The 12910-nt window shown below is 61.9% G+C and carries 14 protein-coding genes; 8 read left to right on the top strand and 6 right to left on the bottom strand.

Going from position 1 to position 12910, the window contains the following annotated elements:
* Nucleotides 1–27: 27 nt before the first annotated feature.
* The 5 genes from KHO31_RS08750 to KHO31_RS08770 all read left to right on the top strand — a co-directional run bounded on the left by KHO31_RS08750 (nt 28) and on the right by KHO31_RS08770 (nt 4679).
* On the top strand, nt 28–354 hold the full coding sequence (locus tag KHO31_RS08750; RefSeq protein ID WP_201074959.1) for a hypothetical protein: 327 nt from the start codon (nt 28–30) through the stop codon (nt 352–354).
* A 271-nt stretch (nt 355–625) separates the two neighbouring features.
* Entirely contained in the window at nt 626–1909 is a 1284-nt protein-coding gene (gene dcm / locus KHO31_RS08755; RefSeq protein WP_201074956.1) for a DNA (cytosine-5-)-methyltransferase, read from the top strand.
* Nucleotides 1910–1939: 30 nt separating this feature from the next.
* Nucleotides 1940–2386: a very short patch repair endonuclease gene (locus KHO31_RS08760; protein WP_201074955.1), complete on the top strand. Its 447-nt coding sequence runs from the start codon at nt 1940–1942 to the stop codon at nt 2384–2386.
* A gap of 195 nt (nt 2387–2581) precedes the next feature.
* Entirely contained in the window at nt 2582–3085 is a 504-nt protein-coding gene (locus tag KHO31_RS08765) for a YbhB/YbcL family Raf kinase inhibitor-like protein (RefSeq protein WP_201074954.1), read from the top strand.
* Between the two features lie 142 nt (nt 3086–3227).
* Nucleotides 3228–4679 carry an MFS transporter gene (locus KHO31_RS08770; protein ID WP_201074952.1) on the top strand — a complete coding sequence of 484 codons (1452 nt, stop codon included), beginning with the start codon at nt 3228–3230 and terminating at the stop codon, nt 4677–4679.
* Between the two features lie 236 nt (nt 4680–4915).
* On the opposite strand, the gene otsA is transcribed toward KHO31_RS08770, so the two are convergent.
* The 6 genes from otsA to KHO31_RS08795 form a co-directional block, all read right to left on the bottom strand.
* Entirely contained in the window at nt 4916–6346 is a 1431-nt protein-coding gene (gene otsA, locus KHO31_RS08775) for an alpha,alpha-trehalose-phosphate synthase (UDP-forming) (RefSeq protein WP_201074950.1), read from the bottom strand.
* A 211-nt stretch (nt 6347–6557) separates the two neighbouring features.
* Nucleotides 6558–6770, bottom strand: coding sequence for a hypothetical protein (locus tag KHO31_RS08780; protein ID WP_201084872.1), 213 nt, complete (start codon nt 6768–6770; stop codon nt 6558–6560).
* Between the two features lie 154 nt (nt 6771–6924).
* A complete protein-coding gene (locus tag KHO31_RS39185) occupies nt 6925–7155 on the bottom strand; it encodes a hypothetical protein (protein WP_236061168.1) in 231 nt (76 codons plus the stop codon).
* Nucleotides 7156–7509: 354 nt separating this feature from the next.
* Nucleotides 7510–8910: a sigma-54-dependent transcriptional regulator gene (locus KHO31_RS08785; protein ID WP_201074947.1), complete on the bottom strand. Its 1401-nt coding sequence runs from the start codon at nt 8908–8910 to the stop codon at nt 7510–7512.
* A gap of 316 nt (nt 8911–9226) precedes the next feature.
* Nucleotides 9227–9496, bottom strand: coding sequence for a hypothetical protein (locus tag KHO31_RS08790; RefSeq protein WP_201074945.1), 270 nt, complete (start codon nt 9494–9496; stop codon nt 9227–9229).
* Between the two features lie 48 nt (nt 9497–9544).
* A complete protein-coding gene (locus tag KHO31_RS08795) occupies nt 9545–9862 on the bottom strand; it encodes a DUF883 family protein (RefSeq protein ID WP_201074944.1) in 318 nt (105 codons plus the stop codon).
* Between the two features lie 362 nt (nt 9863–10224).
* On the opposite strand from KHO31_RS08795, the gene KHO31_RS08800 reads away from it, so the two are divergent.
* The 3 genes from KHO31_RS08800 (at nt 10225) to KHO31_RS08810 (ending at nt 12855) form a co-directional block, all read left to right on the top strand.
* Entirely contained in the window at nt 10225–11286 is a 1062-nt protein-coding gene (locus KHO31_RS08800) for a sigma-54 interaction domain-containing protein (RefSeq protein WP_201074943.1), read from the top strand.
* Nucleotides 11287–11653: 367 nt separating this feature from the next.
* Entirely contained in the window at nt 11654–12250 is a 597-nt protein-coding gene (locus KHO31_RS08805) for a hypothetical protein (protein ID WP_211623066.1), read from the top strand.
* Between the two features lie 65 nt (nt 12251–12315).
* On the top strand, nt 12316–12855 hold the full coding sequence (locus KHO31_RS08810) for a hypothetical protein (protein ID WP_211623067.1): 540 nt from the start codon (nt 12316–12318) through the stop codon (nt 12853–12855).
* The last annotated feature ends 55 nt before the right edge of the window (nt 12856–12910 follow it).

Consider the following 12910-nt stretch of genomic DNA (forward strand, 5'->3'; position numbering starts at 1 on the left):
GTGCCGTAAAGGTGCCATGGAGGGGCTATGGAACGCAGACTCAATACGCTGACAGGGTCGACCCAGGCGACGCTGATCGATCAGGACATCGCGCATATTGGGCGCGTAATGCGGCCGTCTTTACAAGGCGATTTGGGCGGACCGATTCTGCCGGCTACCTATTGGCGCACACGTCTGTACCAGTTGCTCGACAGCGGCAGCCTGTCCCATGCGCAACTGTGCGCGGTGGACAGCCTCCTGCTGCAACTCGACCGGTTCGAAACCGAACCCCAGCCTGCATGGAATGAACTGGCCCCGGCAGCCGCCGCGCTGTCCCAACCGCTGCACCCCGTGGCCGTCGGCCATCCTGTTTGACACGTTGCAAGCCTTGATGGCCAGCCTTCCGCGCCGGCCAGCCTGACCATTCCCCGCTAAAAAAAGGCCGCGAACCATGTCGCGGCCTGAACACGTCGCAACGCGGGGAATTCGCGTCACACCACAAGCCTACACGTCCAACTGTGACAGTCGCATTTAGGCGAAGGCGGTCTTGACCTGATCGGAAATTTTCTACTCGCGGTCAGCGAAAATAGGAAAAAGGGACGACCTTAGGTCATAATGTCCGCAAAAATTCCCAGCAAGGACATCCGTGACCCTCGCCGCACCGCTCGACCTGCTCAGACAGGCGCGCGCCCGCTTCACTCAACGCGAAATCGCCGCGCACGTCGGTAAGGACATCAAGACGGTACGCCGCTGGGAAAAAGGCGAAACACCGTGTCCGTCGATGCTCGAACCCGCACTGCGCGATCTGTTGCACAGTAGCGGCCGGACGAAAGCCGGCGCGGCGGCAGGCGACGCCCAGTTCCGCTTCATCGATCTGTTTGCCGGCATCGGCGGTATCCGCATGGGTTTCGAGGCGCACGGCGGCGACTGCGTATTCACAAGCGAGTGGAACGATTTCTCCACCAAGACCTATCGCGAGAACTACCCTGCCGGCGGCGAGCATGCGCTGATCGGCGATATCGTCTCGTTTCCCGCCGAAGAGGTGCCGAGCCACGACGTGCTGCTCGGCGGCTTTCCGTGTCAGCCGTTCTCGATTGCCGGCGTCAGCAAGAAAAACGCGCTGGGGCGGCCGCACGGTTTCGAGTGCACGACGCAGGGCACGTTGTTTTTCGACGTCGCGCGAATCATCGCGGCAAAGCGCCCCGCCGCGTTCCTGCTGGAAAACGTGAAGAATCTGCTTTCGCACGATAAAGGCCGCACCTTCGACGTGATCCTGCAGACCTTGCGCGACGAGCTCGGCTACGAAGTGCACTACCGCGTGGTCGACGGCCAGCATTTCACGCCGCAGCATCGGGAGCGCATCATCATCGTCGGCTTTCGCGGCAAGACGTCGTTCTCGTGGGACGATCTGCGCCTGCCGGAAAGCGGCCCGCGCCTCGGCTCGATCCTGCATCGCACGGACGGCAGCGAACCGGTGCTGGCGTGGGACCACGATCGTTTCTTCGACCACACCGCCAAACGCGTACAGCCGAAGTACACGCTCACGCCCAATCTCTGGACCTATCTGCAAAACTACGCGGCGAAGCATCGCGCAGCGGGGAACGGCTTTGGCTTCGGCATGGCTTATCCCGACAGCGTCACGCGCACGCTCTCCGCGCGTTATCACAAGGACGGCTCGGAGATTCTCGTCTATCAGGGCGAGCAGTCGCGGCCGCGGCGCCTCACGCCGCGCGAATGTGCCCGGCTGATGGGCTTTCCGGATACCTTCAGGATTCCGGTCAGCGACACACAGGCTTACCGGCAATTCGGCAACAGTGTCGTCATGCCCGTAATGCGGGAAATGGCGCGCATCATGCTGCCGCATGTGCAAACCCTGCTCGCCGAGGAAACGCACAATGGATCGAAGCAAGCCCTTTCGCTCTACTCCTGAGCGGCCTGACCCGTTACTCAGGCGCTGACGATGGTCGATATCGTCGACAGCGCAACGCGCAGCCGGATGATGTCCGGCATTCGCGGCCGCAACACGAAACCGGAAATCCTGATCCGCAGCCTGCTGCATGGCCAGGGCTTTCGTTTCCGTCTGGACGCGCGCGATCTGCCGGGGCGCCCAGACATCGTGCTGCCGCGCTACCACGCCGTCGTACTCGTGCACGGGTGCTTCTGGCACGGCCACGACTGCCATCTTTTCAAATGGCCGCAAACACGGCCCGAGTTCTGGCGCGACAAGATCGGCCGCAATCGCAGCAACGACGACAAGGTTCGAGCGGCATTGCTCGCGAGCGGCTGGCGCGTCGGGGTGGTGTGGGAATGCGCGTTGCGAGGTGCGAATCGCGATATCGACGGCGTGTTACAGCGGTTGGTCGAGTGGCTGAAGAGCGATGCGCCAAGCTTCGAGGAACGCAGCTGAAAGCTGCTTGTAGCCTGCCCGGCTCGAGCGAATAGTGGCGCCGCTGGTGATACACTCGATTGGCTAACTCGGGGTATTTTTTGCGTGCCGGCGCGGCCACAATCCGCCAGCACCCTGCAACAGTCCAATTGCAGGCCTGCAGCAAAAAGACACACCCCCGACTATCCCAGAACCACTCAAGAAGGGAGGCACACAATGGCTGATTTCCGTCTCTGGTCCGACGATTTCCCCACCAACGGCTTTATGCCGAAAGCCCACGAATACCACGACAAGGCCTTCGGCGTGGATGGCGAGAACATCTCGCCCGCGTTGCAGTGGGATGCGCCGCCGGCCGACACTCAAAGCTTCGCACTCACCGTTCACGATCCCGACGCGCCCACCGGCAGTGGCTTCTGGCACTGGGTCGTCGTCAACATTCCGGCTGACGTCCGCTCACTGCCGCGCAACGCCGGCAGGGCCGATGGCTCGCTGCTGCCGCAAGGCGCGCTGCAGGTGCGCAACGACTACGGCACGGTCGGCTTCGGCGGCGCCGCGCCGCCGCGTGGCGACAGGACGCATCGCTACATCTTCCGCCTGCATGCGCTGAAGGTGCCGCACCTGCCGATCAATGCGGACACCACCAATGCGGTGGCGCGTTTCATGACACATCTGAACGAGCTCGACTCGACCACCCACACTGGTCTGTACGAACTCAAATAACGCATGAGACGCGATGCCGGGGCGCTGTAGCAACAGCCCCGGCATCGTCGCTGCATGCCGTCTTGTCTTTCCGGGGCGGCACGCAGCGCGCGTGGTTCATCGCTGGATCGACGCGCCGCCCCACTCCAATTCCAAAAGAACGATGCACGCACAACCATCGCGCAAGGACAGTTCGATGCCGGCCGATGCCGCCTCAGCCCCACTCACTGCCGGCACATCGCTCGCGGACAGCCCCGAACAAGGCTTGCCGATTCCGCAACGCTACTGGGCGATGCTGGTTATCGCCCTCGCCCTCACGCTGGCAGTGCTCGACAGTGCGATCGCCAACGTAGCGCTGCCGACCATCGCCCGCAATCTGCATGCAAGTGCAGCCGGCTCGATCTGGGTCGTCAACGCTTACCAGCTCGCCATCACCATTTCGCTGCTGCCGCTCGCGTCGCTCGGCGATCGCATCGGCTACCGGCGCATCTATCTGGCCGGGCTGATCCTGTTCACGGTGGCGTCGTTCGGTTGCGCGCTGTCCACCTCGCTGTCGACGCTAGCGCTCGCCCGTGTGGTCCAGGGCTTCGGCGCGGCGGGCGTCATGAGCGTGAACACCGCGCTCGTGCGCATGATCTACCCGCCCGCGCAGCTCGGGCGCGGCGTTGCCATCAACGCGATGGTCGTTGCGGTATCGTCCGCGGTCGGGCCGACGGTCGCCTCAGGGGTGCTCGCCGTCGCCTCGTGGCCGTGGCTGTTCGCGATCAATGTGCCGATCGGGATTGCGGCGATCGTCGGCGGCTTCAAGGCGCTGCCGATGAATCCTGGCCACGAGTCTCCGTATGATTATCTGAGCGCGGTAATGAACGCGCTTGTATTCGGCCTGCTGATTTTCGCCGTCGACGGTCTCGGTCACGGCGAGCGCTTCGGCTTGGTTGCCGCGGAAGCACTCGGCGCGGTGGTGATCGGCTACTTCTTCGTGCGCCGTCAATTGACCCAGCCCGCACCGCTGCTGCCGATCGATTTGCTGAGGATTCCGGTGTTCGCCTTGTCGATCGGCACCTCGGTCTGTTCGTTCTGCGCGCAGATGCTGGCCTTCGTGTCGTTGCCGTTTCTGTTGCAGGACACGCTCGGCTTCTCGCAGGTCGATACCGGTTTGCTGATGACGCCGTGGCCGGCGGTGATCATCATCGCCGCGCCAATTGCCGGTGTGCTGTCAGACAAGGTGTCGTCCGGATGGCTTGGCGGCGTCGGACTCGTGGCGATGACAGCGGGCCTGCTGCTGCTCGCCACCCTCGGCGCACATCCCGAGCCCATGCAGATCGCGTGGCGCATGGCGCTGTGCGGCGCGGGCTTCGGGATTTTCCAGTCGCCCAACAACCGGACGATGTTGTCCGCCGCCCCGCGCGAGCGCAGCGGCGGCGCGAGCGGCATGCTCGGCACCGCGCGCCTCACCGGACAGACGCTCGGCGCGGCGTTGGTCGCGCTGATCTTCGGCATCGCGCCGCAGCATGGGCCGACCATCGTGCTGTATGTGGCTGCGTGCTTTTCAGCGGTCGCCGCCGTGGTCAGCACGCTGCGAGTGATGCAGCGCGTGAACGTGCAAACTGCGTGAGCGCGAGGCAGGCTTCAGCGCTTGCCGATCTGAGTGGGTTGTTGCCGGACTACGTTGCAAGCCTAAGCGCGCTACCGGCGTGAGCAGGTTATCCGCTTGAACCCGGATACAACAAGGGCGCGAAATCGCATGCTGCGGTCCGCGCCCTTTTTTAATGCTTCGGTCTTATCCAAACAATTCGACGTGATCAGCGCGCGCGGTCATTGAAGGAATCCATGCCGCCGTCGATGATGCGGCTACGACGACGATGCCGTCACGTCAGCGAGCTTTACCGCTTTGGCCGTCACTGAAGCGGCGGTCGCGACGTTGCGCAGATCGCCAAGAAACGTATCGCGCCAGACCGACAGATTGTTCTCGCGCATCGGCGCCATCATGTCCGCATGACGCGCCTGACGCTCGGCGAGCGACATCGATAGCGCGCGCTCCAGCGCCTCGGCCATCTGCGACAGATCGAACGGATTGACGACCAGCGCACCCGGCAGTTGCTCGGCCGCGCCGGCAAATTGCGACAACACGAGTACGCCCGGATCCGCCGGATCCTGCGATGCGACGTACTCCTTCGCGACCAGGTTCATCCCGTCGCGCAGCGGCGTCACATAGCCGACCTGCGATTGACGGAACAGCGCCATTAGCAGATTGCGCTCGTACTTGCGGTTCAGATACTGGATCGGCGTCCAGTCCAGTTGCGCGAACCGGCCGTTGATGCGGCCCGCTTCACCCTCCAGCGTCTGACGAATGCGCTGGTAGGTCGCCACGTCCGCGCGTGTCGGCGGCGCGATCTGCACCAGCGATACGCGTCCATGCCATCCCGGTGCATTCAGCAGCAGCCGTTCGAACGCCTGAAAGCGCTCCACCAAACCCTTCGAATAATCGAGCCGGTCGACGCTCATGATCAGCTTGCGTCCGCGCATGCCGTCACGCAGGCTGCGCACCGGCTTGCGGTCGGTGAACTGCTCGGCGGCCTTGGCGATCGCATCGGGATAGATTCCGATCGGGTACGCACCCACTTTCAGGAAGCGGTTGTAGGCGTGCACCATGCCGTCTTCGCTCGAGGTGCCGTGCTGGCCGCGCTCGATAAAGTCGACGAACGACTGCCGGTCCGCCTCGGTCTGGAAACCGATCACGTCGTAGCTGCACATCGCCTTGACCAATTCCTCGTGCGGCGGAATCGTACGAAGTACTTCCGGAACCGGAAAGGGAATATGCAGGAAGAAGCCGATTGGATTCTTCACGCCGAGCTCACGCAGACAACGCGCGAACGGCAGCAGGTGATAGTCGTGTACCCAGACGATGTCATCGGGCTTGAGCAGCTCCTTGAGCTGTTTGGCGAGCGTCGCATTGACGCGCTGATAGCCCGCGTATTCCTGGCGGTCGTAGCGCGACAGGTCGTTGCGATAGTGGAACGTCGGCCACAGTGTCGCGTTGGAGAAGCCGCGATAGTACTGGTCATAGTCGCGCTTGGTGAGGCCCACCGTCGCGTACGTCACATTGCCCTGCTTTTCGATCACCGGAGCGGACGGCTCACTGACCGTCTCGCCGCTCCAGCCGAACCAGACTCCGCCGGTTTCCTTCAACGCGTCCAGCACGCCGATCGCGAGGCCGCCTGCTGCGGGGCGGCCTTCCTGGATCGGCGCCACACGATTCGATACCACGATCAGTCTGCTCATTGGTGCTCCACCTAGTCAGTTGTTTCGTTGCATACGGATATGTGCCAAAAAGGTGCACGCAAATCGCGTGCCGCTTTTTGAGATGTCGGAAATAAAAATGTATGCAAATGTGACAAACGAGCAGAATCGCGCGATATCGAAGCACCGCGAAGAAGTTTTTTCTGCTTTGTATGACGAAACCGGAACCCTTCTTACCGGCTGTCAGACGGGTTCAAGCGTCCTGCTCCGAGCCGAGATCGCGCTGGTACTCCAGCCCTTCCTGACGCACGCCGCCCTGGTTGTGCTCGCCGTCTGGCGGCGCATTGGGCGCGATGCGATTCTGCGCTGCCGGATCCGGCGACTCCGCCGGGTCGCTCTTGCTGGTGGCCGGCCGGGAATCGCGCTTCGAGTGGCGCGCGGAACGTCGCAGTGCTGGATGTCTCATGATCGATGCCTCCAAGGGGAAGGCCGCCGCCATCGAGAGCGGCATCAATACAGTCTAGGGGTCACGGCGGTAAATTGCCGGTAAAAGATGCGCCGGCTTTGTAACAAATACATAAATTCGCCGCACCGAACTGCGGTTCAGCGCACAGAACATGTCAGAGTTGCATGCGTAGGGATTGCGAAGGCTGATGCTGCCTGGCTTGTGGCGTTTGCGTGGGCTGTGGTGGCGGATCGCCGATCGGCGGAGCAGCCGGTTCGATCGGATCCGGAGTCGGACTCGGAGTCGTGTCTGGCTCGCCAGGATCTGGCGAAGGCGGCTCGATTGGCTCGGGACGGTGAGCGTGCTTCGGGAGGGGAAGCGCGGGAGCGGTGGCGTATTCAGGCATGTTAGTTGTCCTCGTTTTGCGTTCCATTAAGTCGCAGCAAGGCCTATGCCGAATCGAAGGCGGGCGCAAAGACAAGCAGACGGTTTGGTGGACTACGCTTCGGCGCGCGTAGCGCCGCCGGAAGAATGACTGCTTTGTCACAGACGCCGAATGTGCGAGAACACAGATTCCAGATGTACCACTGTCCCTTGCAAGCCAGGGGACCCGCTTAAGAACTAGCGGTGTGAAGCGGCTTTCTTTGCTTACTTTCTTTGCCGCGGCAAAGAAAGTAAGTGCGTGCCCCGCACAGGGGCGACGCTAATAAACCAATACCAATTCAAGGAAAGGCCAACACCGCAAGCAAAAAACCCCACTTCAAGCGCCAGCGCCCCCCAACACACGCGATTCATCGGCAGCATCACCATCCTCACGCGCATCATTCCCATACTCAACGAGCCGGTTATAAAGCGTCTTCAGACTAATACCAAGAATCTCAGCAGCACGCGTCTTCACGCCACCACACTGCTCGAGCGTAGCCAGAATCAACTGCCGATCCGCTTCGGCAAGCGAAGTGCCAAACGGAATCGTGATCGCCGTACCAGCCGCAGGCTTCGACAACGTAATCTGCAACGGCACCGTCGCCGTGCTATCCGAATCCGACCCGGACATGATATGCGCGCGCTGCACATAATTCTTCAGCTCGCGGACATTGCCGGGCCACGGATACGACATCAACATGTCCTTCACCGAGGCCGGGAAATGCTTCTTCGTGCTATGGCGCTCGTTAAGTTCATCAAGGAACGCTTGCGCGAGCAACTCAACGTCTTTGCCCCGGTCGCGCAGCGGCGGCAGGCTGATCGGAAACACGTTCAGACGGTGGTACAAGTCGAGCCTCAACTTGCCTTCCAGCACCGCCTGCTCAGGATCGCGGTTGGTCGCCGCGATCAGGCGCACGTCCGTTTCGATTTCCTTTGTCGTACCGACCCGCATGAACATGCCGGTTTCCAGCACACGCAGCAATTTCACCTGCAACTCGATCGGCATTTCGGTGATTTCATCGAGGAACAGCGTGCCGCCGTTCGCGCGCTCGAAATAGCCTTTGTGCTGACGGTCCGCGCCAGTGAACGAGCCACGCTCGTGGCCAAACATCTCCGATTCGATCAGGTTCGGCGAGATCGCGCCGCAGTTCACCGCGAGGAACGCATGTTTGCGACGTAAGCTGAGTTGATGCAGCGTCTGGGCGGCGACTTCCTTGCCGGTGCCCGATTCGCCCACCAGCATGACCGAGGCCGCCGTCGGCGCAACGCGGCCGATCTGGTCGTAGACCTCCTGCATGACCGGCGAATTGCCGAGCATCAAACCAAAGCGGCCCATGCGGCGCAGCTCGCCGCGCAAGGTGCCGATTTCCGCCTTCAAGTCACCGGCGCGCGGCAGGCGCGACAGGATCGCCTTCACGCGCTGCATGTTAATCGGCTTCACCAGGTAGTCTGTGGCGCCCATCTTCAACGCATTGACCGCCGACTCCACTGTGGCGTGGCCAGTAATCACGATCACCTCCACGCCTGAGCGCGGATCAAGATCTTCAAACAGATCGACTCCACTGCCGTCGGGCAGCTTCAGGTCAGTAAAGACGACGTCCGGCATCTGCCGGACCAGTTGAATGCGCGCTTCGCGCAAATCGCCCGCAGTGGCGGTAGTCAGACCGTCTTCCCCGATGATGGCGGAAAGCGCCTCGCGGGTACCGGCATCGTCATCGACAATCAGTACGTGTGGCATCGCGTCTCGAAAACCCGAAAGCGTGAGTGGGAGAACATACAAAACCGCATGCTGAAAAAGCGGGTCGGCGGCTTGCCACTGCGCCGCGTGTGTGCCCAGATGTGAGCGCACGCTAACGTTTTTGCAACAGCGCCAAGCCACCTATTTGATTCAAAATAGCAACAATCTACCGGGATATTACCTAATATAGCGCTGCATTGTTGTCGATTCACCTATTATACGGCTTTATCGGGATAAATTTGTAATAAACGCCAGGTGCCGCTCGTCAAAGGGGAACGCTGGCGTGGCGCCATACGCGAGGTCACAATTGCAGCCCTCAGCTGCGCGGAAACGGCCATGCGCCGTCTTTGCCGTTCGGATGTGCCGAACCGTTTGCGCCATGTGCCGTGTCTGGCGTAGACGGGCCGCTGCTCGCCGCCGTCACGCTCCCGGACGGCGTCGCCACCGTGCCGCCTTCGCCTTCCCACCGGCTCAGTTCACGCACCGCCGGAACCTGCGCGGCACGGTTTCGCTGCACGTAACGCACAGCCAGAAAGCCGCCAAGGGCCATTAGCGCGCCGAAGATACCAATTTTGGGTCGTCCCATCGTGCACTCCTTGTTGTCGTCAAGCGGATCGGTGTCGAGCGTCGCGCGTTAGCGCGCGCTCAAAGCGCCAAGCAGGAAGCCGACGCCCGCGGCGATGCCGATCGAGCGCCACGGGTTGCGCCGCACGTAGCGCTCGGTATGGACTGTCGCGGTCCGGTAACGCCGCTGCGCGTTCTGCTGCGCATCGCCGAGCGCCGATTGCAGCGTTTCGACATGCGCGCCCAACCGGTCGCGCAGTGCGTCGATGCCTTCGCCCGGCACGTTGGCGGCAAGCCGCATCATCTCTTCCGAGTCCGTCAGCAGCACTCTCAGATCTTCGACAATTTTTTGGCCGCCAAGTGCAAGCTGTTGCGTGGTGTCAGTCATCATTCACTCCTGTGTCTGAAATCGGCGTTTGAGTCATATTTCCGGCGCGTCGCGAACAATCGGAGAACCGCATCCGCCGCCGGCGCGCTTTGAACAGAGTCGCTCAAAAGCACATGCATGTCGGACGGATCACGCAAACGTCATACCCGGTAAATTTGCCGCCCTCATCCAATGCCGGCACGGATTCAGGCACTTTCGACCGACCTTGCGCCGGGGCTATTTCATCGAGCGTCACATGGATTGCCGGAAGCGGCGTCAAAGTGGTTAAATCGAATTTTTATGAGATAGTGGCCGCATGGGTCTGTCTCGCGCCAGGATCTGCGCGCCGCAACACCAAACCATTTGCACAGGACTCCCCGTTTATGGCGTCAATCGACCTCGACTCGCCCACCGTCTCAGCCGGCGGCAATGCTTCGGCACAGGCGAAGCAGCGCGTCGCGGACGGCATCGCGGGACTGAAATCGTACGGGCTGCTATACGGCTCATCGCCGGTGATGCTCGATCTGTATGAACAGATCGAACGCGTCGCCAGCACCGACGCAACCGCGTTGATCATCGGCGAATCCGGCACCGGCAAGGAACTGATTGCCCGCACGATCCACGACCGAAGCAGCCGTAAGGACGCACCGTTTGTCGCCGTGAACTGCGGCGCGATTCCCGACGAACTCATCGAAGCCGAATTGTTCGGTCACGAGAAAGGCAGCTTCACCGGCTCGGTCCAAGGCCGTATCGGCTACTTCGAACATGCGAACGGCGGCACGCTGTTTCTCGACGAAATCACGGAAATGGCGCCGGTGCGCCAGGTGAAGCTCCTGCGCGCGCTCGAGACCGGCACGTTTTTTCGGGTCGGCGGCAACGAACTGATTCACGGCGACGTGCGCGTGATCGCGGCGACCAATCGTGACCCCGCGGTAGCAGTGAAGGAAAATGGTCTGCGCGAAGACCTGATGTACCGGCTCGCGGTTTTTCCGTTGCGCGCGCCGCCGCTGCGCGAACGTGAGGGCGATCGCGAACTGCTCGCGCAACACTTTCTCGCCTTGCTGAATCAGCAGGAAGGTACGAGCAAGAGCTTCAGCAAACGGTCGATCGAAACAGTGCGGACCTGGTCGTGGCCGGGCAACGTGCGCGAATTGAAGAACGCGGTGTATCGCGCATTCATTCTCGCGGAGAAGACGGTCGAGCTGCCGCATCCGCATCTCGCGTCGCGCGTGAAAAAGCCCGTAACGCAAGGCGACGCGATGAGCGTGTGGATCGGCACCCCGCTCGCGGATGCGCAAAAGCAGATCATTCTCGGCACACTCAAATATTGCGGCGGCGACAAGCGGCGCGCGGCCAAAGCGCTCGGCGTGAGTCTGAAAACGCTGTACAACCGCTTGAGCATATACGGCGGCGATGACGGGGCGGACGAAGAAACCGAGCAGTAAGCGGTGCCAGGCGCTCACGCGGTTCGTTCGGGTACGAGCGTGTTTTCTGTGTGCTCGCCATCTACTTTTGGCACTCTCCTCGTGCGCTTGCTGTCCACGCCCCGCGCTGCAGAAACGGCCGTTTCTGCATCCTTGTCATCTCATAATTAATCCCTTCGCACCACCAATCAAATCGGCACCTTCTCACCAGAAACCGATTTGACTCGCACCATCTTTTGCAATTGCTTGCACTTTCCCACTGCCAATTACAAATGGCATCCTGCAAAATGCGGCAGCGCATGGTGCAACGATGAGAAAGACGTGCTTTTCGTTCACACACGTGTTGCGCGTGTGAACGAAAAGTACTTGCAGGAGCAGAGACAGGGAAATGCAAAAAAGTATGGTGTGGGCCGAATGGGCAAAACGAACAGCCAAAGCGTCTAAAGCGGCCAAACCCGGACGTCCGAATACAACGGCGCTTGTCGCGTTGGCAGTGGCGATCTCGTCGGCGTTGAGCGGATGTAGCTCGCTCTATTCGGAAGGCGCCACCGCCGGCGCCGGTATCGCAGGCGCCGCGCTCGCGGCCAAAGTCACCAGTAATGCGGCAGTCGCTACCGGCATCGGCCTCGGCGCAGTGGCCGCAGCCCGCGCTGGCGTACAGTATTCGCAGCGCGTGGTCCACAAGGATACGCAGGACGGTATCGCCAGAATCGCCGGGCCCCTCGACGTCGGCGCAATCGCACCTTGGAGCGTGACTCACTCGGTGCCGATCGAAGACGATGAACACGGCCGCGTCACCGTGAGCCGCACGATCAGCGCCGGCACGCTCGATTGCAAGGAAATCGTGTTCTCGGTCGATCAGACCGCCACCCGGAATGTGCCGGCAAGCAGTGCGTTCTACGTCGCGTCGATCTGCCGTGACGGCGACAACTGGAAATGGGCGTCGGCCGAACCCGCTACCGAACGCTGGGGCGCGCTGCAATGAGGACGCTGTCGCTTCCGCGCCCCCGGAATAACCGCGCGCTGTCCGAGCTGCGGTTCGTCGATGGCATGTGCACCACACGGAACCCATCGGCGCTTCCCGGCAGCCGGCTGCGGCTCGTGCTGGCTGGAGCGCTATGCATCGGCGCCAGTCTGCTGACGAGCGGCTGCTCGTCGGTCGGCGCGGCGAGCGGTGCCGCGGCCGGTGTCGCGTCGGGCCTCGTGACCGCCAACCCGGCGGTCGGCATCGGCATCGGTATCGCCGTGCAGGCCGCGACCGACGAAGCGGTCGGCCGCTACATGCGCAACATGCACACCGATCAGCAGGACATGATCGCCGCGTTGGCGGGTGCGATGCCGGTCGGCGAGACTCGGCCGTGGGCGGTCAAGCACACGCTGCCGATTGAGAATGGCCACGGCCAGGTGCGCGTGACGCGCGCGTTCAGCTCGGCGCTCGCGCTGTGCAAGGATTTCGTGTTCTCAGTTCAGGACGGCGACGGCCCGGACGCGCACGAAGACTGGTATACAGCGAGCGCGTGCCGGCAGGACAAGGGCTGGAAATGGGCGTCCGCGGAACCGGCGGTCGAGCGCTGGGGCAATCTGCAATAAAAAAAGCGGCAGGGTCTCCCCTGCCGCTTTTTGCTTGAAGCGTCTTAATCAACTC

The sequence above is a fragment of the Paraburkholderia domus genome (assembly GCF_905220705.1).
Lineage (GTDB): Bacteria > Pseudomonadota > Gammaproteobacteria > Burkholderiales > Burkholderiaceae > Paraburkholderia > Paraburkholderia domus.

What these genes read in the sequence shown, in the direction of transcription:
- KHO31_RS08765 (WP_201074954.1), top strand. Translation starts at nt 2,582, where the DNA reads ATGGCTGATTTCCGTCTCTGGTCCGACGATTTCCCCACCAACGGCTTT.
- KHO31_RS39185 (WP_236061168.1), bottom strand. Translation starts at nt 7,155, where the DNA reads ATGCCTGAATACGCCACCGCTCCCGCGCTTCCCCTCCCGAAGCACGCT.
- otsA (WP_201074950.1), bottom strand. Translation starts at nt 6,346, where the DNA reads ATGAGCAGACTGATCGTGGTATCGAATCGTGTGGCGCCGATCCAGGAA.
- KHO31_RS08770 (WP_201074952.1), top strand. Translation starts at nt 3,228, where the DNA reads ATGCACGCACAACCATCGCGCAAGGACAGTTCGATGCCGGCCGATGCC.
- KHO31_RS08780 (WP_201084872.1), bottom strand. Translation starts at nt 6,770, where the DNA reads ATGAGACATCCAGCACTGCGACGTTCCGCGCGCCACTCGAAGCGCGAT.
- KHO31_RS08810 (WP_211623067.1), top strand. Translation starts at nt 12,316, where the DNA reads ATGTGCACCACACGGAACCCATCGGCGCTTCCCGGCAGCCGGCTGCGG.
- KHO31_RS08790 (WP_201074945.1), bottom strand. Translation starts at nt 9,496, where the DNA reads ATGGGACGACCCAAAATTGGTATCTTCGGCGCGCTAATGGCCCTTGGC.
- KHO31_RS08795 (WP_201074944.1), bottom strand. Translation starts at nt 9,862, where the DNA reads ATGACTGACACCACGCAACAGCTTGCACTTGGCGGCCAAAAAATTGTC.
- KHO31_RS08785 (WP_201074947.1), bottom strand. Translation starts at nt 8,910, where the DNA reads ATGCCACACGTACTGATTGTCGATGACGATGCCGGTACCCGCGAGGCG.
- KHO31_RS08760 (WP_201074955.1), top strand. Translation starts at nt 1,940, where the DNA reads ATGGTCGATATCGTCGACAGCGCAACGCGCAGCCGGATGATGTCCGGC.
- KHO31_RS08805 (WP_211623066.1), top strand. Translation starts at nt 11,654, where the DNA reads ATGCAAAAAAGTATGGTGTGGGCCGAATGGGCAAAACGAACAGCCAAA.
- KHO31_RS08800 (WP_201074943.1), top strand. Translation starts at nt 10,225, where the DNA reads ATGGCGTCAATCGACCTCGACTCGCCCACCGTCTCAGCCGGCGGCAAT.
- KHO31_RS08750 (WP_201074959.1), top strand. Translation starts at nt 28, where the DNA reads ATGGAACGCAGACTCAATACGCTGACAGGGTCGACCCAGGCGACGCTG.